The following is a 21,877-nucleotide window of genomic DNA, read 5'->3' on the forward strand; positions in this document are numbered from 1 at the left end:
TGCTCAGTCCGCGGGGAGGGGTTCGAGGACAAAGGTGCGGCGCAGCAGGGTGTACGACACGTCGGTCTGCTCGCCGTAGGGCCCGGCCCCGGCCCCGTACGTGTCAAAGGACTCGACCAGCGACTCCTTGACACCGAAGACCGGATCCATGTCCAGGTACGGGTCGTCCGAAGGAAACAGCATGGTGGTCAGGCGCTGGAATCCCGCGGCCTCCATCAGCAGGTGCACATGGGCGGGACGCATGAGAGACCGGCTGGTCGCGCTCATGAGTTCGCCGACCGGGCCGTCACCTGGTATCGGGTAGCTGGACGGGCGAATGGAACGGAAACTGAAGTGTCCCGTCTCGTCGGTCCGGAAAAGCGCGCGCATCGCCGGGTCGACCTGGCCGGGCACATCCACGTCGTAATGGCCCTCCGCGTCGCTGTGCCATACATCCACCGCGGCGCCGGCCACCGGCGCTCCCCCACGGTCCACGACCCGTCCCTCGAAGAACAACGGGGTGCCGGGCAGACCTCCGGAGATGTCGGCGGCGTCGGCGGACCGCGGCCTGTCCTCCCTGAAGAAGGGGCCCAGGACGCTGTTCTGCGTGGCCTCGGCGGGGCGTCGATTGCTCAGGGCGTCGACCAGCATGGTGACGCCCAGGACGTCGGACAGCAGGATGAACTCCTGGCGCGTCGGGGTGCATTTCTGCCCGGTACGGGTCAGGAAGTCCACTCCCTGGGCCCACTCCTCCTCCGTCAGTCCGACCTCGCGGACGAAGGAGTGGAGATGCCGCACCAGTGATTCCAGGATCTCCGCGACGCGGGAGTCCTTGGTGTCCCGCATGGTCGCGATCACAGCCTCGGTGATGGTGTCGCTGGTCAGATCACGCATGTCGCGCTCCCGTGGTGGTTGAGTGTTCGTTGACGGAGTCGGACTGGGGAGGTTCGTCGCCGGGTGACGTCCACGGCGTCTCCCCGGCCCAAGCGCGGGTCAGGAAGCCGCGAACGGCCGTCCGGTCCACTGGTCGCGGATTCCAGTAGGCGTCCCGCACGATGAGTTCGGCCGCCTGCTCGATCCCCGATTCCGGCATACCGAGATCACGCAGCGCCCTGGGGGCGCCGAGTCGCCCGGCGAAGTCGAAGAGAGCGCTCGCGGCGTCGTCCCCCGGAAGCGCCTGCGCGATGCGTGTCATGGCCTCGGGGGCCGCCGGACCGTTGTAGGCGACCACGTGTGGCAGGACCACTGCATGGGTTTTGGCGTGCGGAAGCCCGAATGTGCCGCCCAGGACGTGGCAGACCTTGTGATGCAGTGCCATGCCCACCGTGCCGAGGCACGTGCCCGCCAGCCACGCCCCGTACAACGCATCGGCGCGCGCCTCGCCGTCGTCCGGACGCTGAACGATGACCGGAAGGGATCGGGTGAGGGAGTCGAGTGCTTCACCGGCCATCAGGAAGGCGACCGGGTCCCGGTCCTGGGCGTAGAGGGCCTCCACGGCGTGGGCCATCGCGTTGATGCCGCTGACCACCGATATCGCCGCGGGAAGCGTGAGCGTCAGGTCGACGTCGTACACCACTGTCTTGAGCAGCACTTCCGGCAGCCGCCGGGTCGTCTTCCTGCGGCCTTCGGTCTCGCCGAGGATCGGCGTCATCTCCGAGCCGGCATAGGTGGTGGGCAGCGCCAGCTGTGGAAGTCCGGTCCGCGCGGCGATGGCCTTGCCCAGGCCGACGGTCGATCCGCCGCCGATGGCGAGCACGGAGTCCGCTCCCACGGTTCCGGCGTACGCGAGGGCCTTCTCCGTGACCTCGACCGGGGTATGCGGAGCCGCTTCGGCGAAAGTCCCCACGGCTGCGGCACCCAGCAGGTCGCGCACCTTCGCTGCCTGGTCCACTTGACCAGGTGTGCACAGGATGAGCACCCGGCGGCATCCGAGAGCATCGGCCTCTTCGGGGAGACGGCTGCGCGTCCCGCTGCCGAAGACCACCTTGGTGATCTGCCCCCGATGCACGAATGTCTTCATGAGAATTTCCTCAGTCCGCCGCTCGTCTGTTTATGAAAAAAGCTTCGGCAGTCGAATGGCGCACGTCAACGGAATCTGCAGGCGATGAGGTGAACCGGCGTGGAAATACCCTGTTCAAGCGACGGGCACCACCACCGTGGCCCCGGAGGCCCGGCCGACATCGCTCATCTGCGGGATGCGGAGGGACGTCAAGGTGTGGACCGTGGAAGCATGCCCGAGTCGGGCGGGATGCGAATCCTACGGACATGCCGCGGCGGAAACGACCTCCACGATTTCCACCGGCCCTGCACAAATGCATGGAGACCGGGCCCGGTAGGTGACATTGCCTTCCGGAAAGAGCGTCCGGCGGGGTCGGCATTTCCGAGAGGCGGGGCGAAAAGATGGATAAATTGGTCGCCTCGACCCTGGGAAGCGGTGGCGGACGCGCAGGACGGTGCGTCGCCGGCGGTGGGCGGCTTCGGGTAGGAGATGGCCGCACGGGGGCGCGAACCGAGGGACGGTCAGTACGTCAATCTCGGCATCGGGTTGCCGACGCTGATTCCCAAGCATCTGCCCGGGGGCGTGGAAGTGCATCATCTATGCCGTGCGCACGCCGATCAGGCGTCACAACGGAGCCCTGGCCTCGGTACGCCCCGACGATGGCCCCACACACCATCCGCGAACTCCTCACCCGCAGAGCCGGGTTGGACCCCGCGCGCATTGCTGATGTGTACTTCGGCAACGGCGCGGGCGAGGAGCAATGTCGGCGGCATGTGGCACTGCTGGTCGACCTGCCCACCTCCGCACCGGGTACGACGGTCAACCAGCCGTGCGCTACCGGTCTGGAGGCCGTTGTTCAGGCGGCCTGTGCCATCGCCGTCGGCTATGCCTCCATCGTCGACGCGGGCGGCGTGGAGTCGAATGCACGACGGATCGCACGGCAGTGGGGCCTGCGTCCCGCGATCGACCCTCGGCGAGCAGGCGCCCTGCAGGCTTCCAACCAGCCTGATACGGCGCTCAGTGGTGCATGAGCAGCATGATGACCGTTCCCAGAGGCATCGATCCGTCCCAGAAGTGCCCGCAGGACTCCCTGATGCTGGTTGAGGCGGCCACGGTGTCCGACGCCCAGCGCAGCGTGGGCATGCCGCGCATGAGCGACCGAAGAGCGCACACAAGGAGGTAGAGCGCCAGCACCCCCGTGACCGCGTTGCCGGCCTTCGATTCCCCTGCGATGTGACCGAGATGCGCGGCGTGGTTCGCCGCCGAGAGACCGCCGGCCAGGGTCTCGTGGGACAGGGCCGCCATGGAGTGCGTCATCCATGCCATCGCGGCCATGCCCGCCGCGTACGGCAACCTCCGCGCAGTTGCGGTCAGTCTCGGTTGCCGGCGGGAGCTGACAGCAGTCAGCGGAAACCACAAGGCGGCGGCTGCGAAGAAGGCCGTCAGGGAAACCTCCGACAGCATGCCGCCCCAGCGCCACGGCATCACCGCCATGGCCAACGCCATGGCGGTGTGCAGGAATTGGTCGACTCGGCTGCGCCACCCGGAACCTCGTGACAGGACGCCGTGCCGCAGCGCGCGGACGGCCGCCGCCGCGAACAGCGCTGTCAGCATGCCACGCACAGCATCAGTGGCACTCATGCCTCATCGCGCCCTTTCACGGAGCGGACAAGCTCCGTTCGGAACCGGCCTGTACGAGCAGGCGGCGGGTCAGTCTGCGGCGGGACGCGCGGCGCGCAGGTGGGCCCGCTTCTCCAGCTCCTCCTCCTCGACCAGCGTGAGCATCGGCTGGCCCGGCGCGCACAGCATGAACACGATGTACTTGGCCGGCGCATCCGACCGGGCGTTGCCGTTCTGGTAGTGGATCACGTCACCGCCCGGCTCCCAGAAGGTGTCACCGGCCTTGAGTACGCGCTCCGGCTCACCCTCGAGCTCCCACCTGACCTCCCCTTCGGTGACGTAGCCGAAGCACGGCCCCGAGTGGCGGTGCGGTGGAGTCCCGGGATGACCGGGAGGCCACTCGACGAAGACGGTCATCCCCGAAGCGCCCTCGGGAATGAACGGCGGTTTGACGTCCGCCAGCATCTTGGGTCCCGTACCGTCCACTGAATCCATCTCGTGCACTGCGCTACACCTCCATCAGCCTGCCCGGAACGAACGATCCCGCGTCGGCCACCGCCTTCGGGGCCGGTGTACCGGCCTCCCGTTCGGCGGCGCCCGGGTTCGTCGACTCCGGACTCTCCCAACTTGCTTAAAAGTGACGACAAAACACGGCCCGTATCTGTGACACGCCGTGCGTCTTATGCCTCACGCAGAGGGACCCAAGACCACTCTGCTCCCGGTCGGCGGCATGCACATTCCGGATCCCGCGGTATCGAGAACGCATCGCACCGCGGCAATCGCTGCGCTGAACGCGCCTCCACGGCGACTCCCACGACCGGGGCCGGGGCCGATTCCGGGACAATGCCAGGGTCTGCCGGCAACAGCGCCCGTGCTGAGGCCGTCGCCGGGCGCCCTGTTTCGGACTCGTCCGGGTCACTCATCCGGAGAGGTACCCGGGCGACCCGCGCCCCGTCTCTGACTTTCAGGACTGCGACTCGACGGAGGAGGCGCAGTACGGCGCCGCTGAGAATCAAACGCAGCGGGCCGCATCGATCAGTGAAGTCGGCTGACGCCGGAAGTCCGTCTCCCCGCCGAAGGTCGGGGCGACGCGGAGACGGACCCTCCGGCCATGCCGAACCCCCTGGCTCAGCCGAACTGGCCGACCTGGTAGCTGCCGGCCGGCTGCTGGTTGATGAGGTTGATGCGGTTGTAGCTGTTGATGATGGCGATGAGGGAGATCAGCGCGACAAGCTGGTCCTCGTCGAAGTGCTTGGCGGCGTTCGTCCAGACCTCGTCCGTGACCCCAACGGCTGCATCCGCGACCCGGGTGCCCTGTTCGGTCAGCTCCAGCACGGCGCGCTCGGCGTCGGTGAACACCGTCGCCTCCCGCCAGGCCGCGATCAGGTTGAGTCGCACCGAGGTCTCCCCGGCGTGGGCAGCCTCCTTGGTGTGCATGTCGGTGCAGAAGCCGCAGCCGTTGATCTGGCTGGCGCGGATCTCCACCAGATGCGCAATGGTGGTCGGCAGCGACGAGTCCGCCAGCACCTTGCTGGCCGAGGCGATGTGCTTCAGCACCTTGCCCGCGAGGGGATTACCGAAGTAGTTGAGACGCGATTCCATGGGACCTCCTAGCCCGGATGCGGATACACACAACTGACCGGACAGCCGGGCAAGGTGTGACACCGAAGGCTGTGTGATGCAGGTCTCCACGGCCACGTCATCGCCCTACCGTCCCGGACAGTCGGGCTTGTGCATGGACTTTGTGGACGCCTGCCTCCGAGGCCGCTGTCATCAACAGTGCGCTGGGCATGCATCCCGGTGGATCACGACGCCCGTACGGCCGACGGCAGCGACCAGTCCAGGGGCCGCCTCCCGCCAGAACCGTGGGCAGGCGGTCGTGGGCAGTCGGTCGCCGGATCGGCCACGCGCGCACGGCCCAGCGTCGGTATACAAGTGGTTCCCCGAATGGCGTTGCCTTCGGACAGACTGGCGACATCCGGTGCCAGAAAGGCTTCCAGCACGGCCACGTCCCCCGTTCGAGCCGCTGAGACAAAAGCCTTCAGAAGACGACGATGCTCAGTCGTGTCCACGCTCTCTCGGTTGTCCTCCGACAGACGCTTACGAGCACGGCTCACGATCTTCCGCACATTGACGAGACTGAGCTGCAGAATCTCTGCAATCTCGGAGTAGGCGTAGTCGAATGCCTCGCGCAGGACGTACACGGCGCGCTCAGTGGGGTTCAGTTTCTCCAGCACCAGCTGCAAAGCCAGCTGCAGAGCCTCCGCGCGCTGCGCATCCGCCTCAGGATCCGAGCTCGTGTCAACGGGCTCGGGCAGCCACGGGCCGATGCAGGTCTCCCGACGCACGCGCGCCGACTGCCTGACGTTGATGGCCAAGCGGGTCGCCGTGCACGAAAGGAAGGCCGCCGGGCTGACCACCGCAGAACGGTCGGTCTTCTGCCAACGCAGCCACACCTCCTGCACCACGTCCTCAGCCTCGACCGCGCTGCCGAGCACACGGCGGGCAATTCCGAAGAGGCGCGGCCGCTGCTGCACAAAGACGGAAACAGCCTCTTCAAGGTCACTTGTCATAAGGGTCGGCTCGGAATGCATCATCCTCCCCCTGGGAGGGATATCGCTGGCTACTGTCGGAACACCCGGATCCAGGCGGACACCTCGTGGCTCATGGCCCGACCGTCGGTCCAAAACCCGCTGCAAAGAGCGCGTGTGATTTCCTTGAACCGGATGTTCTTCTTGGCTACTTGGCCAGAGTGGGACCGGAGGGACCGGACCACATCGCATAATCGAGTGATTCGATTCGCCTGACCGACCAGGTGTGCCCTTGAGACGGTGTGACGTGCTGGAGCACCGGTCGCGTGTGGCGCTGAGCGTGAAGTCATCGCCGACACCGGCGACGAACGCGACCGCCTCGCCAGGCGGTTCCCCGGCCCCACGGGTGTAGTCCACTGGGACGTCGTCGAATGCGCTCCACATGTGCCGGCGGGTGGGCTGAGCGAGCGATCGATGCTACGGAGTGGGACTACCTCGGCCTCCGCCGATGTGGACGTGCTCGGCGGGGAGCGGGTCCGTGTCGCAGGGCCCCAGCGCCTTGCCCATGACGCACCTGGACCACCTGAAGGCGTCCTGGCTCTCTTCCTGTACGGCATCAGTCCGGCCGCGGGGATGTCTTCCCGGGGCACCTTCGCCCGGTAGTAGTTCAGATCGGGCGGCTGGTCCGTGCACCTATGTACCGACGTCTGTCACAACCGGGGTGACTTCTTGGTCAACCAGCTATCTGAAAACATGATCCCCCCTCAAGGACGCGAAGGTGCATAAATATGGCATTCAGCATGGACGGTCCGGTGTTCTGTGCCCATGGCCCGGCGTCGCGCACCGTATCGCGGCATGGCCCGCAGATGCCGACGGATGCCAGTCCTCCCGCGTCGATGCCGGCTCCGCGCACAGCCCTGTACTCCCGCGTTCAGGCAGGCGTGCGGTGACCGAGGAGATCCGGTTGCCCCATCTGTCCACTGACAAAGACTTCGACGGAGAATCCTTCACCCCCATCTACACCACGACGGTGACGGTGAGCGGGGGCACAGCGCATCACGGTCGGGCCTCGGGAAGAGCGCGCTCGACGGACGGGGTCCTGGACCTCGACCTGCGCATGCCCGCCGAACTGGGAGGAGACGGCCGGGGGACGAATCCCGAACAGCTGTACGCCGCCGGCTGTGCGGCCTGCTTCCACGGCGCGCTGAGCCTGCTGGCCCGACAGGCCGGGCTGGACAACTCCGCGATCTCTGTGGAGGCGACTGTGGCGTTCGGCCGGGACCCGGGAGACGGCGGCTACGCCTCGTCCGTCGGCCTCGTGGTCACATGGCCGGGCATCGATCCCGCCGTCGCCACGCCGCTGCTGGAGAAGGCCGGTTCTCTGTCCCCGTACGCGAAGATGCCCGGGAAGGACGCACCGGCCACCATCACACTTGCCCCCTGACCGGGGACGGATGCTTGATGCGGAATGTGCGGGACGGCGGCACTCCACGGCTGTGTGCGGGGTCGAGCCGGGGTCCGGCACTTTGCGCATCCGATGCCGTTCTCTCTGATGCGGCAGCGACACGGCGGTCGCGGTGCGGTTCGCCTCGACCCACACCGTGGTGACTCAATGCTCGGACACGCGGTGGATCTGACACTGCGGCGTGGCGCCGGATGGCGGAGATCTTCTCCTCGAAGGGCATCGCCCTGTGGTATCGGCTTCACAGCGTGTGCACGGAGCACCTGCGATGCGTGGCCGCGGCGCGTTCGAGGTTCCTCGGGTCCGATGCCGATGATCCGGGATTCGTCGCTCATGGCTCTCTGTTCCGCAGCCGTGCGCACGGCACGTCCTGCGCATTCGGTCTGGCATTTTCAGCGGTGGCGTGAGGGGGCGATCCGTCAATAGGACCGGGCAGCCCATCGCTGTGTGACAGCTTCCATGTCACATACGGAAGATCCTTGCGGTCGTAGCGGTAAAGGGACGGGCAACGTCATCCCGTCACCGCTCGCCACCCCTTGTGGTCACAGGTCACACGGCGGTGTGGCTCGCCTGAGAGGAAGATCGATGAACGCACGCCTCGTGTCGGTGAGTGAAGGCCGGCGTCTCGCCCGCTCGATTCAGGTCGGTTCTCATACCCTGGCCGCGGACGCGCACGAGCCGGCCGGCACGGACACCGATCCCAGGCCCGAAGAACTGCTCCTGGCCGCGCTGGGGGCATGCACCTCCATGGCCGTCCGCGCAGCTGCGGAGCGGCACGGTTGGCCGCTCGACCAGGTCGATGTGGCGCTGCGGTTCGATCCGCACGAGCAGATCATCAAGAACATCCGCTTGACCGGCGATCTGGACGCCCTGCAGATCAAGCAGTTGCTGGCTGTGGCCGCTCGCTGTCCTGTGCAACGTCTGCTGACCCGGGAGGTCCCGGTCGTCACCGTGCCCACGATTGCGGCGAAGACCCAGGCCGCGGGCGGCCGGCCGCTACCGCAATGACCTTGCCTGCGCCGCCCGCTGGGACGCGTGTATGTCAGAACGGGAACCACAGATCGGCGTCTGCGGCCTCCTCCTTGCGGATGCTGAAAGCGGCGATCTCCTTCTTGTGCGAAGTCTGCTGCGGCAACTCGGCGATCAGGCGATGATCGCCGTCGACGACGAACGGCTCGCCCTGCTGTGCCGAAGTCGTACGGAAGTACTCGGCGTTGATGGTGGTGTACTGCGCCCAGTACCGCGGGAGGTCCTCTTCGGAATAGATGGCCTCGACCGGGCAGACGGGCTCGCACGCCCGGCAGTCCACGCACTCGGAGGGGTTGATGTAGAGCGTCCGATTGCCTTCGTAGATGCAGTCCACCGGGCATTCGATGAGACAGGCCCTGTCCTGGACGTCGACACAAGGCTGTGCGATGACGTACGTCATGTCCCTCTCCGTTCGATGATCCAGGTGACCGGCCGGCCTCATCGGGCGGCCATCGGCTTGAGGTATGACCGGGAAGCACATGATGTTGTGACGGCCGTGGCTCCTCCCTGCCGTCCGTACCGCTGGGGCAACCGTGGTTCCGGCCGGCCGCAGCTCGGATCTGTTGCCTCGCCCGCACGCGAGGTGGCAGGCGGACCTCGTCCCGCCAGTCCGAAGGGTCTTCTGTCAGCGGCAAGTCCGAGCGTCGGCCGTCACTCGATGTGCGCGCCGCGGTGGACGAAGCCCTCCGCCTCGGCCCTCGCCGGGGGGTGTCACACGATCATGAGCTGAGCGGTCTGATGGGTGACCGACCCAACATGACTCGCGACGTGCGTCGTCCGAGATGAGGAACCACATGAATACTTTCGTGATCGTCGGTGGCGGTCTGGCCGGGGGCAAGGCGGCGGAGGCACTGCGCAAGCACGGCCACAGCGGCCCACTCGTCATCATCGGCGACGAGAATGAGAAGCCGTACGAGCGGCCGCCGCTCTCCAAGGGCTATCTGCTGGGCAACGAGGAACGCGACTCGATCTACGTGCATACCGACGACTGGTACCGGGAGCACGATGTCGACCTGCTGCTGGGCACGCGGGCGCGCGCGGTCGACCCGGGAGTGCGGACGGTGGAACTGGACGACGGCCGTCAGGTGCCGTACGACAAGCTGCTTCTCGCCACCGGTTCGTCCCCGCGCCGGCTGTCCCTCCCGGGGGCCGACCTTGACAACGTGCTGTATCTGCGGCGTGTGGGAGACAGTGAACGCCTGAAGTCCGCCTTCAAGGCGGGGGCGAAGATCGTCGTGATCGGTGGCGGATGGATCGGCCTCGAGACCGCCGCAGCCGCCCGGACGGCCGGCGCCGAGGTGACCGTGCTCGAGCATGGGGAACTTCCCCTGCTGAAGGTGCTCGGGCGTGAGGCGGCCGAGGTGTTCGCGGCGCTGCACGCCGACCACGGCGTGGACCTGCTCACCGGGGTGCAGACGGAGTCCCTCACCGGAACGGACGGCCGCGTGGACGGGGTACGGCTCGCCGACGGCAGGCACCTGACGGCGGACGCCGTGGTCGTGGGCATCGGCATCACCCCTAACGTCCAACTCGCCGAGGAAGCCGGCCTGGACGTGCTCAACGGCATCGTCACCGACGAGCGCCTGCAGACCTCGGTGGCCGACATCTACGCCGCGGGCGACGTCGCCAACGCCTACCACCCGCTGCTCGGCCGTCACCTCAGGGTCGAGCACTGGGCCAACGCCCTGAACCAGCCGGAGGTGGCGGCACTCGGCATGCTCGGCAAGGAAGCCGTGTACAACAGGCTGCCGTACTTCTACACGGATCAGTACGACCTCGGAATGGAGTACGTCGGCTACGCGGAACCCGGTGGCTACGACCGTGTCGTCTTCCGCGGTGACCCCTCCGAACGGCGCTTCATCGCCTTCTGGATGGCGGGGAACCGCGTCCTGGCAGGCATGAACGTCAACGTGTGGGACGTCGTCGAACCGATCCGCTCCCTCATCACCTCTGGGAAGGACGTCGACGACGCACGCCTGTCCGACCCGGACGTCCCCTTGGAGAGCCTCCTGCCGTGACGCCGCGGCCCGGGCGGGAGCGTTGTGGATGCATACCGTCTCTCGCCCGCGTCGAGGGCTGATGCTCCACGTCACAGGCCCTGCCGACGGCGAAAGGTGTCACAGATACCGGGACAGCTTTGTCCTAATCAGTGACAATCACAACGATCGGAGTGGACCGTGGCAATCACTGAACGACGTCTTTCCACCATGGTGCTGGTGATCGGCACCGGGGGTGCCGGTTTGCGTGCCGCGATCGAGTTGGCCGAGTCCGGTGTCGACGTCCTCGCAGTCGGCAAGCGCCCCAAGGACGACGCCCACACGGCACTGGCCGCGGGAGGCATCAACGCGGCCCTGGCCACCATGGATCCCGAGGACAGCTGGCAGCAGCACGCGGCCGACACCCTCAAGGAGAGCTATCTCCTGGCTGATCCCCGCACCGTGCAGATCGTCACCCAGGGCGCTGCCCGGGGCATAGACGACCTGGAACGCTACGGCATGAACTTCGCCAGGGAAGCCGACGGGCGGATCTCCCAGCGTTTCTTCGGCGCGCACAAGTACCGGCGCACCGCCTTCGCCGGTGACTACACCGGTCTGGAGATCCAGCGCACCCTCATCCGGCGCGCGCAGCAGCTGGACATCCCGGTCCTCGACGGTGTCTACATCACCCGGCTCCTGGTGCACGACGGCGCCGTGTTCGGCGCGTACGGCTTCGACCTCGCCCACGGCACCCCCTACCTGATCCACGCGGACGCGGTCATTCTCGCCGCCGGCGGCCACACCCGGATCTGGCGGCGTACCTCCTCGCGGCGCGACGAGAACACCGGAGACTCCTTCCGCCTGGCCGTGGAGGCCGGAGCGCGCCTGCGCGACCCCGAGCTGGTCCAGTTCCACCCCTCCGGGATCATCGAGCCGGAGAACGCGGCCGGCACCCTGGTCAGCGAGGCAGCACGCGGCGAGGGAGGCATCCTGCGCAACGAGCTCGGGGAACGCTTCATGACCCGCTACGACCCCGAGCGGATGGAACTGTCCACCCGCGACCGCGTGGCCCTGGCCTCCTACACCGAGATCAAGGAAGGCCGCGGCACCCCCAAGGGGGGCGTGTGGCTCGATGTCTCCCACCTTCCCCGGCAGACGATCATGAACCGGCTTCCCCGGGTCTACCAGACCCTGCTGGACCTGCAGATGCTGGACATCACCCGCGAGCCGATCGAGGTCGCACCCACCGCGCACTACTCCATGGGCGGGGTGTGGGTACGACCTGAGGACCACAGCACCGACGTGCGCGGCCTGTACGCCATCGGCGAGGCCTCCAGCGGCCTGCACGGCGCCAACCGCCTCGGCGGCAACAGCCTCATCGAACTGCTCGTCTTCGGCCGCATCACCGGCCAGGCAGCCGCCGCCTACTCACAGTCGCTGACCGCCCAGCCGCGCTCGGCCACGGCGGTGGCACAGGCCCGTGCCGAGATCAACGACCTTCTCGCCGCCGACGGACCGGAAAACGTCCGCGCCCTGCAGCGCGCCATCCGCAACACCATGACCGAGCACGCCGGAGTCGTACGCGACGAAGAGGGCCTGCGCACCGGACTGGCCGAGCTCACCGCGATCGAGAAGAGGATGCAGGACGTCGGCGTCCACCCCGACATCGCCGGCTACCAGGACCTCGCCCACGCCTTCGATCTCAAATCCGCCGCCCTGGCAGCGCGCGCCACCCTCGAAGCAGCACTGGAGCGCCGCGAGACCCGCGGCTGCCACAACCGCAGCGACTACCCCGCCCTGGACCCCGCACTGCACGTCAACCTCGTGTGGTCCCCGGCGACCGGCATCACCCACGAAAGTATTGCCCCCATCCCGGAGGAGATTTCCACTCTCATGGAAGAGGTCTCCACGGACGGAAAACTCGCCGAATAACCTCGCGCGCTTTTCCGACTCCTGCGAACCTCTGTCACAAGCACTGCCGCCGCCCTGTCATTTCTGGTGCAGCCGACGTGTTCACAACCAGTGAGTAGCTCGTCCCCCGCAGCGCCGAGAGACGGTTCGCCCACTGGGCCGCGCAGTGGCGGTGCGCCTGGGTGACCCCTACCGACGGACGGGGCCACCCAGGCGCGCCTGCTTCGGGGCCGGGCTTCGGAATGTGCGGCCGGCACCACTTCGCTCGACCGGCATTCCTGAATCCGGCTGACGGCCGCTGTGTGCCGGAATGCGCGCCTGGCTCAAATCCACGGACGGAGGAACCGCTCATCATGTTCAACCCCGGGAAATCCACTCTTTTCCGCACACGCCCCTATGACGACCTGGCCGGTGTCTACCTCGTCGACCCGGTCCACAGCACGGTCGGTCTCTCCGCCCAACACACCTGTCTTCGCGGAAAGTTCACCACCTTCGAGGGGATCCTCAGGCTCGACGGATCACGTCCCACCCGATCCGCGGTCCACCTCAGTGTCCAGACCGGCAGCTTCCACACAGGGTCTCCCGAGGGGGAAGCGCATGTCACCGGACCGGACTTCCTCGATGCGGCGACGTTCCCCCTCATGACCTTCCGCTCCACCGGACTCCTCGATGCAGGGGACGACCACGTCCGCGTGGTGGGACACCTCCGGATCAAGGGCCTCGAGCTGCCTGTTCACATCGACCTCGAGTTCGGCGGAGCTCACCAGGACGCCCGCGGTCGCCATCGGGTCGGCTTCAAGGCCAGGGCCACTCTGCAACGCTCCCACTGGGGACTTGACGGGAACCCGGCCCTGGCGCCAAGCGGATCCCTGATCAGCGACAAGGTGAAGCTGACCCTCGACATCTCCGCGGTGCAGGTGCGGCAGGCGGAAGCCGCCTGAACCGGCGGACGCCATGAACCTCTCGCGTGCACCGGGAGTGCTTCTCACCGGGCACAGCCCCGTTCCTCACGATCGTTGCCGTTGAAGGACACACCATGACCCAAACCGCTGACAGGCACTTCGACATCGCGGCCACAGTCGAGTCGCTGACCGCCGAAGCCACCACGCTTCAGGCCCGGGCCGATGAGCTTCGCCAAGAGCTCGAGAACCTCAACGAACGGATGAGAATGGTCTCCTCCGCGCTGCACCGGTCCACCGGCGGTTGAGCGGTCGGCAGTTGCGCAACCCAGCCCTCGGTCGGACTCCGAAGCGGCAGGCCGAGGCGCATCCATGGATCCCAGTGGCTCGAGGTGGAGCCGGGCCCAGGCCGCATCGAGGTTCAGGGGGTTGTTCGCGATGTCATCGGCCGTCGCACCCTGACCCGTTCTCTAGCGGACGTCCCTCGACCTCGTAGGGGACATCCTCGGCGAACTGGTGGTGGAACGTGTCCTGGTCGCTCTAGAAGCTCGTCCCCTTGGAACCGTCCGGCAGGGAGATCGGAACAGGGCGCAGAGCATCGCCGAGGGTGCTTCCCGGGAACCTGTCCGCGAGGATCGGCGCGCTCTCCTCCTTGTCCGGGATGAGCGCGTCGATGGAGACGGCCGTCTTGACATTGCCGGCGCCGTAGGCGGCGTTGCTGATGACCGCTCCGCCGTAGAAATGCACGGCGAGCACGATCGGGCCGTCGATGCTCGCGAGGAGATCCTTGAGGTAAGCAGCGTCGATCCTGAGCCCGCGCAGCGGACCGGCCTCGGCCAGCACCGGATAGCCGTCACGCTTCAGCTTCTTGACGACGCCGTTGCAGCCGGTGGAGTCGGCGAACGCGCCGTGGACGCGTACAACGGTCGGCTCGCGCTGCTGCGCGACAGCGTGCTTGCCGGCGCCGGCCGGACGCATCGAGGCGGCGAAAAGACCGGCGGCGACCGTGACGGTGACCATCAAGGAGAGCGGAGCGCGGGCACGTCGGTAGAGCAATCGACGGTTCATGAAGGGCCCTTTCGAGGCAGCCGTCTCCGCCGTGTCCGGACGCACGGACACGGCGGACGCTGTCGCATGTACCAGGCGATGGGCCGGAGTCGGCAAGCGGGAAGATGCTCAGGGCTTGCCGGGAGCCGATGAGTTTCACGGGCCCCGTCGCCGGCGACCGCGAGCAGCCTCGGTGGCTGATTTCTCAGGTGGCTGCGTCGAACTCTCAGTTGTCGCGGAGAACGGTGAGCAGGGTGTGAACCGCCTGCTCGACCGCTACGGTCGAGGCCTGCGTGGACCTGAGGGGGTTGAGCATCATGAAGTCGTGCAGGGTGCCGTTGATACGGATGCTCGTGGTGGGAACACCGGCTTGGGTCAGCTTACGGGCGTACGCCTCGCCCTCGTCCCGCAGCACGTCGTAACCGTCGACGATGACGAGCGCGGGCGGCAGCCCCTCCAACTCCTCCAGGCTCGCCCGCAGCGGCGAGGCGGTGATCTCCGCCCGCTGGGCGGGGTCGGTGGTGTAGCAGTCCCAGAACCAGGCCATGGCCTTGGCCGTGAGGAAGGGCCCGTCCGCGAATTCCCGGTAGCTCTCGGTGTCCTGGGCCGCGTCCGTGACGGGGTAGTACAGCGACTGGTGGACGAAGGTGACGTCACCGCGCCGCTTGGCCATGAGTGTCAGCGCAGCGGCCATGTTGCCACCGACGGAGTCGCCGGCAACAGCCAGGCGGGAGGTGTCCAGACCTTCCTCAGCGCCGTTCGTGGTGATCCACCGAGCAGTCGCGTACCCCTGCTCGATGGCTACCGGGTATGTGGCCTCCGGAGAACGGTCGTACTCGACGAACACGACGGCGGCATTCGCTCCGACGGCCAGCTCCCGCACGAGACGGTCATGGGTGCCGGCGTTACCGATCACCCAGCCGCCACCGTGCATATACAGGACGACCGGCAGCGGGCCGTCGATGCCGACAGGTTTGACGATGCGTATCCGCACGTCTCCCACCTCGGCAGGCACCGTGACCCACTTCTCCTCCACTTCCGCCTTCTCCACCGGTGCCGCCTGCAGGTCGTCCAGGACCTTCCGGGCACCCTCCGGACCGACCTCGTACAGAAAAGGCGGGTTGGCCGTCGCGTCCGCGAACGCCTGCGCTGCAGGTTCGAGCACGGGCTTGGTCATCACTGCACTCCTTGGATCGGCAGGTGATTCCTGCTTTGACCTGTATGACAGGGTATTGACTGAAGATGTGACACATGCCAAGAAAAAGCAGACGCCACCATTTCCCGCTCGCGGAGCGCGCCGCAGGCGAGCTTCGGCGAGGTCAGGAAGGACCGTCGGGAAGAGCGCAAGGTGCGTACGCATGGACAACGGTGCTCGTGCCGAGACTGCACGGAGCCACCGCGGCGACCACGGGTGTGCGTCAATGCTTGCTGGTGATCTCCTTGTACTCCACCGCAGTCGGTTTGGCGATCTGAGTGTTTTCTCCGTAGAAGCCTCGGCTCAGCCTGGCGCGCAGGCGCCGAGCAAGACCAGATCCCGTATCCGGGCCGCTCGCGTCATCTGAAGGTCCGGATGTGATCGGTTTGTATTGCTCGTACTGGGTAAGGACGTGGAGCTTTTCTCGGCTCAGCGGTTCGTGCACCTCGATGAACTCGCCGTTCGGCAACCGCTTGATGATGCCCGTTTCGCGGCCGTGCAGCACCTTGTCGCGGTCTCGGCGCTGGAGACCGAGAGCAAAGCGCTTGGCCACGGCAAAAGCAGTGGGAGGAACGACGAAGAGCCCGATGCGAACCGCCCACGACACTGATTCGACCGCGACACCGAAGCGAGTGGCAATGATGTCGTTCGCGGCACCGATCAGGGCCACGAGAAAGAAACTGAGCCAAGCGACACCAAGCCCCGTTCGCACTGGGCGGTTGCGTGGTCGATCGAGGATGTGCTGATCACGGTCGTCATCGGTCACCCAGGACTCGATGAACGGGTATGCGCCCATGACAAAGAAGAGGCCGACGCCGACCACCAGCGGGATCAGGTTGTCCAGAGCCAGGGTGTGGCCCCAGAAGTCGACTTCCCAGCCGGGCATGACCCGCAGCAGCCCGTCCGCTACGCCCATGTACCAGTCGGGCTGCGATCCGGCCGAGACCTGGTCGGCACGATAGGGGCCGTACAGCCAGACGGGGTTGATCTGTGCAATCGCTGCGATGACGAAGATGCCGCCGGCGACCAGGAAGAAAAATCCTGCGGATTTCACGGCGTGCACCTTGAGCGGCAGACCCACAATATTCTCGTTGGTCCGTCCCGGGCCTGGATACTGCGTGTGTTTGTGATAGAAGACCAGGAACAGATGGGCGGCGAGCAGTCCCACCATGAGGGCAGGGATGAGCAGAACATGGATCGTGTTGAAACGTGCCACCAGATCACCCCCCGGGAACTCGCCACCGAAGAGGAACATCGAGAAGTAGGTTCCGACAATCGGGATGGAGAGGATTGTCCCGTTCACGACCGCCAGTCCGGTCCCGGAAAGAAGGTCATCCGGAAGGTCGTATCCCGTCAGTCCTGCGAACAGTCCGAGGACGAGCAGCAGGAATCCGAACACCCAGTTGAGCTCACGGGGCTTACGGAAGGCTCCGGTGAAGAATATACGCATCATGTGGGCGAACAACGCTGCGACGAAGACCAGCGCTGCCCAGTGGTGGGCCTGACGGATCAGCAGCCCGCCACGCACATCGAAGGAGATGTGCATGGTCGAATTGAATGCATCCGAAACCACCTGGCCCTGCAGTGGCACATAACGGCCGTTGTACTCCACTCCATTCATCGACGGATGGAAGTACAGTGACAGATACACGCCCGTGACGACGATGACGATGAAGCTGTAGAGGCAGATCTCCCCCAGCATGAACGACCAGTGGTCAGGGAAGGCTTTTCGTGCCTTTTCTCTGACTGAACTGTACCCACCCAGGCGCCCGTCGACCCATTCGGCGATCATTTCCCCCTTTCCGCCTCGGCGCGCTTCCTTTTCCCGATTCCCGCCGCTCATGCCGCAACCACCATTCGTAGATCAACCTCAAGGAATGCGTTCGACTCCGCAGATCCTCAGAGGGGCACTTCCTCGGTCCGGATCTCCTTCATGAAAAGGGAGTCTTGACTTTCGAGTTCAAGAGCGACCTCCAGCACTCGGTGCAGGCTCCGGGCAGGTATGACGACCGCGCCCGAAGAGTTGGCGAATACACAGTCAGGGCTGGCCATGGGCAGGATGTGCGCGCGGTGATCGTGGATCCGTCCCCTTGCGTCCACGACTGCGGCGCAGCCCGATTCATCGAGTCTGGCTGCGGAGTTCGCGCTGCCGGGGGTGTGTTCCAGGACGCTCTCGGTCACGGTTCCTCCTTGAGTGTGCGGGCGCAGGCCCGGTGCAGCGGTGTCGTGCTCAGGACGGCCGGACGGTGAAGGGGGTCTGTTACGCCGCTGAGGTGACCGTGTTCTTTTCTCGGCGGCCAGCTCGCCGATACATCGCCCGGCGTTCGCTCGCCGTGGTGCCGCCCCAGATGCCGTCCACCTGTCCCAACTCCATGGCGCAGGCGAGGCACTGCTCTACGACAGCGCAGCGGCCGCAGACGGCTTTTGCTTCCTCGATTTGCTGGAGCATCAGACCGCTGTTTCCCACGGGGAAGAAAAGGTCAGGATCCATGCGCAGGCAAGCCGCCCGTTCGCGCCAATACGTCGCGTAGTCACCTTCTGCAATCGCCATGCGAGGGGACCTTTCTGGGTTCGAAAGTCGGCAGGAGACGCCGAACTTGATCACGGGCTTTCTCATCACTGCGAAGAGGTGACAGGGCCGTCACGTGAGACCGGACAACCGGCACATGTGTGACACTCAGGGGGCGTGTGCGGGCCCCTGCGGGCATCGTCGAGTGTCGGAGTCCTTCGCACCTGCGCAGCGCGGTGGGCCGGGCGTAAGGATGCTGCCCGCGTCCTTGTGATCGCGTGCGGAGCCCCATGTCACAGGTTCCGTGCGTACTCGGTCTAAAGAATTGAGCCGACAAAATGGATGAGGTGTGTCGTGCTCAAGGATTCAGCCGCCGGCTACTGCGGCCCCCGTCCTGGGCACCCGGGCGTTCGTGGGTGGCACACCGCCGGGTTGCCGGTGTCGCTGAAGCCTTCCTGGACGTCGACCGGGCCGATACCCGGGGCTCCGTCGAGTGATGTCGTGCGAGGGGGAATGTGCGGTATGGACCACACGGACGTGGCGCCGATCGCGGAGATGCTCGAGGAGCGTCGGTATCTGATCGATGTCGCCTACTGGATGCTGGGCAGCCCCAGCGAGGCGGAATGTGTCGTCGATGAGACCTACCGCCGCTGGTATCGGTTGCCGAACGGGGTGCGCAAGCGGATCACAGATCCCAGGTCCTGGCTTGCGAAGACCGCGGGCGAACTCTGTCTGGACCGGCTTGTCCTGCCTGATTGGGCTGATGGCTTGCCGGCAACGGTCCCTGATCCCCAGGGGACCGAGCTTCCTCCTGCCACGGAGGAGGAGGAGGTCGGCCCGGTCGTTCTGGACGCGCTGGACGTCCTGCCGCCGGCCGAACGGGCGGCGTTCGTGCTCAATGACGTCTTCGGCATGAGTCCCGACACGGTTGCCGACATCGTGGGACACACAGAACCGGAGTACGCCGAACTCCTCGATCGGGCACGCCACTACCTTCGGATACAGCGTTCACGACCCACGACACCGAAGGAGCACGACATCCTCACCCGCGCCTTCCGCCAGGCCTGCGTGAGCGGGGACCCCGGAATACTCGTGCGGTTGCTGTCACCGGACGTCACGGCCTGGTTCGACGGCGGCGGCAAGGTCAGGGCAGTGAGCAGGGCGGTACGGGGCAGCCGGCAGGTCGCCGACAGCATGTTGACGCTGCTGGCGCTCCCCCTGCGCACCACCTTGTCCACGCATTCCGTCAACGGCCGAACCGGCCTCGTCGCCCGCTACAACCACCAGGTTGCCGCCGTCATCACCCTCGGCATCGCCGACCATCGAGTCACGCAGGTCTGGGTCGTCCTCAACCCCGACAAGCTGCACTCCTGGAACCAGCCCTCACTCCCGGGCCCCACCTCCGCATAGCCGTGCCGACGCGGTGCCGGCCAGCACCTCGCCGCCATGACAGGGCCGCTACGGGGCGTCCTCAGGTCTCATCGGCGCCGTAGGCCGACCCACCTGATGGTCAACAGTGTGCCAGTGTTCTAATGACACTGTTGGGAACGGTTACATGGCCCTGACCTGGGGGCTATGTCGACGTCGTTACCTGTATGCGGCACCTTTGCTCAGAAGTTTGCTTGACCGGACGGTCAAGCCGTGAGCCCGTGAAAACACGGTGTGACTGCTATTGAAGCTGCCTCCGCCATACAGCAGCCAGTGACGTCCCTCTGCTCCGGTCCTGACACATGAACGGGGCCGATCTCGGCCCCTGGAACACATGCAATTGGAGCAGGCGTGACTCGTAGTGACCGCAGTTCCTGCAATGCCGGAACTGGCCCTGAAGGCCCTCCTGGCCTGCAGGGCGTCGGACTCGAGGAGCGGGTCCGAGGACCGCTCGTCGATGCCACCCCCTTGAACGCTGTACCAGCATGACCCGGCTTTCAGACGGCCGCGACCGCGGGGACGAAGGTCGCAGGATCATGCATCTCGAGCCGTCCCCCACGGCAAGTACCCTCGCAGACGCCGCTTCCGTCTTCGTGCAGCACCGGCCGCGTCTCTTCGGAATCGCCTACCGCGTACTCGGCAGCGTGGTCGAGGCCGAGGACGTCGTTCAGGAAGTATGGCTTCGATGGCAGAAGACCGACCGCTCCGCCGTGGTGAGCGCGGTGGCCTTCCTCTCGAGCGCCACGACCCGATTGGCCATCAACGTCGCGCAATCCGCGCGTCTGCGTCGGGAGACGTACATCGGGCCATGGTTGCCCGAACCCATCGATACGAGCTCGGACCCCGAGGTGGAGGCGCAGCGCGCAGAGGCTCTGGAACTGGCCCTACTGCTGGTGCTGGAGAGGCTGAACCCCCCTGAGCGCGCCGCCTACATACTCCGCGAGGCATTCGATTACACCTACCCCGAGATCGCCGAGATCCTGAATCTCAGCATCGTCAACGTGCGCAAGATAGTGAGCCGCGCTCGCAAGCATCTGACGGGCGAGCAGCGGGAGAGCGTGGACACGACGGAGCACCGCCGCCTGCTGTATGCCTTCGTCTCAGCGGCTCAAACCGGGAATGTGGCCGCACTGGAAGCCCTTCTTGCCCCGGATGCCGTCACTTTGTCCGACGGCGACGGAATCCGGGGAGCCGCATGCAAACCGGTTCTGGGCCGTGCCGGACTGTCGACCGCCGCTCCATGATTCTGAGATACCCCGGATCTCAGATACGTCGAGGTCAACGGCCGCGCCGGCGTGATGCTCCACCACCATGGTGCGCCCAGCACCATCCTGACGATGGCCGCCTCGGAGGAGGGCGTCCACAAGGTCATGTGGGTATTCAACCCGAGCAAGATCGCTGCGTTCCGCGATTCGCGTTCCCGCTTCACAGCCGCTCTCGGCCCCGTGCCGAGCGGCGGCTGACCGCAGCAGCCCGGGCGGGCCACCGCCGGGGACGAGCGGCCGGCCACCTGGCGCAGATCCCCGGCGCTCTGGCTGCCGGCGATCTCAGGGGCGACGGGCCGGCACGCAAGGCGGGCAACGTCCGTAGCGCGCCTCTGTCACAGCTCTCTCAGTCACCCGGTCAATGCGGATGTGACTTGTGCGGCCACTCGCGCAAGCCCTCGCAGCGAGGAAGGGAGCACGTATGGCCTCGGAAGCCAGGGACCACCTATGCATCCACGCGACGGAGGGCCCCGCTTTCCCCGGCCGGCGGGGCCGGCACCAGGGCATCCGTCCTTTCAGGCGCCGGCGGTCGCCGCGCACTGTCCGTACACCACAACCTGCGTGTCCCGTCCGGCGCCCGTCCGGGCACCCCCGATGCAGATGGTGCTGATGCGGTGGCGCGAGCCTGTTCGCGGCACCGGCCGCAGGCGCCTGCGACACCGTACGGGCGGGCCTGCCGATGCTCTGCTGCCCCGCACACCCACTGGTTTGTACGAAAACCGGCTGAAGCCGCAGAAAGACACATGATGGCACCAGAACCTGACAAGCACCCCGACCCTGCCGCGGCCAGTGCGTCTCTGGCAGCCGAGGCCGCTCTCCTCGAGGCCCGCCTGCGCATGATTCAAGAGGCGATCGACACCGTCGACGCGCGTATCGAGGCAGTCGGCGACGCGCTGGGGCGGCTGCACACCATCTCCGCCACCCCAGCCGGAGCAGCGGACAGCGAGGACCCTGCGGACCATCCGGCGGCAGGACAGGCAAAACCCTCAGTCGACTGACAACCATGTGTTTTCATCCCCGATACATC

20 protein-coding genes and 3 pseudogenes are annotated in these 21,877 nt (G+C 66.4%); 11 read left to right on the forward strand and 12 right to left on the reverse strand.

Annotated features, from left to right (window positions below):
* Window positions 1–3 precede the first annotated feature (3 nt).
* Together ABZ904_RS21150 and ABZ904_RS21155 are read right to left on the reverse strand one after the other, a co-directional pair.
* Entirely contained in the window at window positions 4–873 is an 870-nt protein-coding gene (locus tag ABZ904_RS21150) for a dioxygenase (RefSeq protein WP_361825007.1), read from the reverse strand.
* Window positions 866–1,999 carry a maleylacetate reductase gene (locus ABZ904_RS21155; protein ID WP_359393500.1) on the reverse strand — a complete coding sequence of 378 codons (1,134 nt, stop codon included), beginning with the start codon at window positions 1,997–1,999 and terminating at the stop codon, window positions 866–868. The genes ABZ904_RS21150 and ABZ904_RS21155 overlap by 8 nt, the downstream gene beginning before the upstream one ends.
* A 468-nt stretch (window positions 2,000–2,467) precedes the next feature.
* Between ABZ904_RS21155 and ABZ904_RS21160 the strand changes: the two are divergent.
* Window positions 2,468–2,569: pseudogene (locus ABZ904_RS21160) on the forward strand (succinyl-CoA--3-ketoacid-CoA transferase); the annotation flags it as partial.
* A gap of 1 nt (window position 2,570) precedes the next feature.
* Window positions 2,571–2,898, forward strand: a pseudogene (locus ABZ904_RS21165) (3-oxoadipyl-CoA thiolase); the annotation flags it as partial.
* A gap of 97 nt (window positions 2,899–2,995) precedes the next feature.
* On the opposite strand, the gene ABZ904_RS21170 reads toward ABZ904_RS21165, so the two are convergent.
* The 4 genes from ABZ904_RS21170 to ABZ904_RS21185 form a co-directional block, all read right to left on the reverse strand.
* Complete coding sequence (locus ABZ904_RS21170; protein WP_359393502.1) at window positions 2,996–3,592, reverse strand: DUF5134 domain-containing protein; 597 nt, start codon at window positions 3,590–3,592, stop codon at window positions 2,996–2,998.
* Window positions 3,593–3,688: 96 nt separating this feature from the next.
* Window positions 3,689–4,093, reverse strand: a complete 405-nt coding sequence (locus tag ABZ904_RS21175) for a cupin domain-containing protein (protein ID WP_359393504.1) — start codon at window positions 4,091–4,093, stop codon at window positions 3,689–3,691.
* A gap of 633 nt (window positions 4,094–4,726) precedes the next feature.
* Window positions 4,727–5,200 carry a carboxymuconolactone decarboxylase family protein gene (locus ABZ904_RS21180; RefSeq protein ID WP_359393507.1) on the reverse strand — a complete coding sequence of 158 codons (474 nt, stop codon included), beginning with the start codon at window positions 5,198–5,200 and terminating at the stop codon, window positions 4,727–4,729.
* Window positions 5,201–5,403: 203 nt separating this feature from the next.
* Window positions 5,404–6,195: a sigma-70 family RNA polymerase sigma factor gene (locus tag ABZ904_RS21185; RefSeq protein WP_360998482.1), complete on the reverse strand. Its 792-nt coding sequence runs from the start codon at window positions 6,193–6,195 to the stop codon at window positions 5,404–5,406.
* Window positions 6,196–7,075: 880 nt separating this feature from the next.
* Here ABZ904_RS21185 and ABZ904_RS21190 point away from each other — a divergent pair.
* Together ABZ904_RS21190 and ABZ904_RS21195 are read left to right on the forward strand one after the other, a co-directional pair.
* Window positions 7,076–7,573, forward strand: coding sequence for an Ohr family peroxiredoxin (locus ABZ904_RS21190; protein WP_360998480.1), 498 nt, complete (start codon window positions 7,076–7,078; stop codon window positions 7,571–7,573).
* 603 nt (window positions 7,574–8,176) lie between these two features.
* A complete protein-coding gene (locus ABZ904_RS21195) occupies window positions 8,177–8,599 on the forward strand; it encodes an OsmC family protein (RefSeq protein WP_359393514.1) in 423 nt (140 codons plus the stop codon).
* Between the two features lie 34 nt (window positions 8,600–8,633).
* Here ABZ904_RS21195 and fdxA read toward each other — a convergent pair whose 3' ends face one another.
* The gene (gene fdxA / locus ABZ904_RS21200; RefSeq protein ID WP_359393516.1) at window positions 8,634–9,020 is read right to left on the reverse strand and encodes a ferredoxin; all 387 of its coding nucleotides are present in this window, start codon (window positions 9,018–9,020) and stop codon (window positions 8,634–8,636) included.
* 394 nt (window positions 9,021–9,414) lie between these two features.
* Between fdxA and ABZ904_RS21205 the strand changes: the two genes are divergently transcribed.
* The 4 genes from ABZ904_RS21205 to ABZ904_RS21220 all read left to right on the forward strand — a co-directional run bounded on the left by ABZ904_RS21205 (window position 9,415) and on the right by ABZ904_RS21220 (window position 13,714).
* Window positions 9,415–10,638, forward strand: a complete 1,224-nt coding sequence (locus ABZ904_RS21205) for an FAD-dependent oxidoreductase (RefSeq protein WP_360998478.1) — start codon at window positions 9,415–9,417, stop codon at window positions 10,636–10,638.
* 189 nt (window positions 10,639–10,827) lie between these two features.
* Window positions 10,828–12,528 carry an FAD-dependent oxidoreductase gene (locus tag ABZ904_RS21210; protein ID WP_359393676.1) on the forward strand — a complete coding sequence of 567 codons (1,701 nt, stop codon included), beginning with the start codon at window positions 10,828–10,830 and terminating at the stop codon, window positions 12,526–12,528.
* 332 nt (window positions 12,529–12,860) lie between these two features.
* Window positions 12,861–13,448, forward strand: coding sequence for a YceI family protein (locus tag ABZ904_RS21215; RefSeq protein WP_359393520.1), 588 nt, complete (start codon window positions 12,861–12,863; stop codon window positions 13,446–13,448).
* A gap of 95 nt (window positions 13,449–13,543) precedes the next feature.
* Window positions 13,544–13,714 carry a hypothetical protein gene (locus ABZ904_RS21220; RefSeq protein ID WP_361825012.1) on the forward strand — a complete coding sequence of 57 codons (171 nt, stop codon included), beginning with the start codon at window positions 13,544–13,546 and terminating at the stop codon, window positions 13,712–13,714.
* A gap of 232 nt (window positions 13,715–13,946) precedes the next feature.
* Here the strand turns inward: ABZ904_RS21220 and ABZ904_RS21225 are convergent, their stop codons facing one another.
* From ABZ904_RS21225 to ABZ904_RS21245, 5 genes are all read right to left on the reverse strand, one after another.
* Window positions 13,947–14,474: a hypothetical protein gene (locus tag ABZ904_RS21225; RefSeq protein ID WP_361825014.1), complete on the reverse strand. Its 528-nt coding sequence runs from the start codon at window positions 14,472–14,474 to the stop codon at window positions 13,947–13,949.
* 205 nt (window positions 14,475–14,679) lie between these two features.
* Complete coding sequence (locus tag ABZ904_RS21230; RefSeq protein WP_361825015.1) at window positions 14,680–15,630, reverse strand: alpha/beta hydrolase; 951 nt, start codon at window positions 15,628–15,630, stop codon at window positions 14,680–14,682.
* Window positions 15,631–15,871: 241 nt separating this feature from the next.
* Window positions 15,872–17,491 (reverse strand): cytochrome bc complex cytochrome b subunit, encoded by a 1,620-nt coding sequence (locus tag ABZ904_RS21235; protein WP_361825017.1) that lies wholly within the window; start codon window positions 17,489–17,491, stop codon window positions 15,872–15,874.
* Between the two features lie 56 nt (window positions 17,492–17,547).
* On the reverse strand, window positions 17,548–17,829 hold the full coding sequence (locus tag ABZ904_RS21240; RefSeq protein WP_359393528.1) for a hypothetical protein: 282 nt from the start codon (window positions 17,827–17,829) through the stop codon (window positions 17,548–17,550).
* 79 nt (window positions 17,830–17,908) lie between these two features.
* Window positions 17,909–18,199 (reverse strand): WhiB family transcriptional regulator, encoded by a 291-nt coding sequence (locus tag ABZ904_RS21245; RefSeq protein ID WP_361825019.1) that lies wholly within the window; start codon window positions 18,197–18,199, stop codon window positions 17,909–17,911.
* 480 nt (window positions 18,200–18,679) lie between these two features.
* Between ABZ904_RS21245 and ABZ904_RS21250 the strand changes: the two genes are divergently transcribed.
* The 3 genes and pseudogenes from ABZ904_RS21250 to ABZ904_RS21260 all read left to right on the forward strand — a co-directional run bounded on the left by ABZ904_RS21250 (window position 18,680) and on the right by ABZ904_RS21260 (window position 21,848).
* Window positions 18,680–19,567 (forward strand): sigma factor, encoded by an 888-nt coding sequence (locus ABZ904_RS21250; protein ID WP_361825021.1) that lies wholly within the window; start codon window positions 18,680–18,682, stop codon window positions 19,565–19,567.
* Window positions 19,568–20,121: 554 nt separating this feature from the next.
* Window positions 20,122–21,048: pseudogene (locus ABZ904_RS21255) on the forward strand (sigma-70 family RNA polymerase sigma factor).
* A gap of 548 nt (window positions 21,049–21,596) precedes the next feature.
* Entirely contained in the window at window positions 21,597–21,848 is a 252-nt protein-coding gene (locus tag ABZ904_RS21260) for a hypothetical protein (protein WP_361825023.1), read from the forward strand.
* Window positions 21,849–21,877: the final 29 nt, after the last annotated feature.

The sequence above is a fragment of the Streptomyces sp. NPDC046900 genome, from assembly GCF_040644975.1.
In the GTDB taxonomy this organism is placed as follows: domain Bacteria; phylum Actinomycetota; class Actinomycetes; order Streptomycetales; family Streptomycetaceae; genus Streptomyces.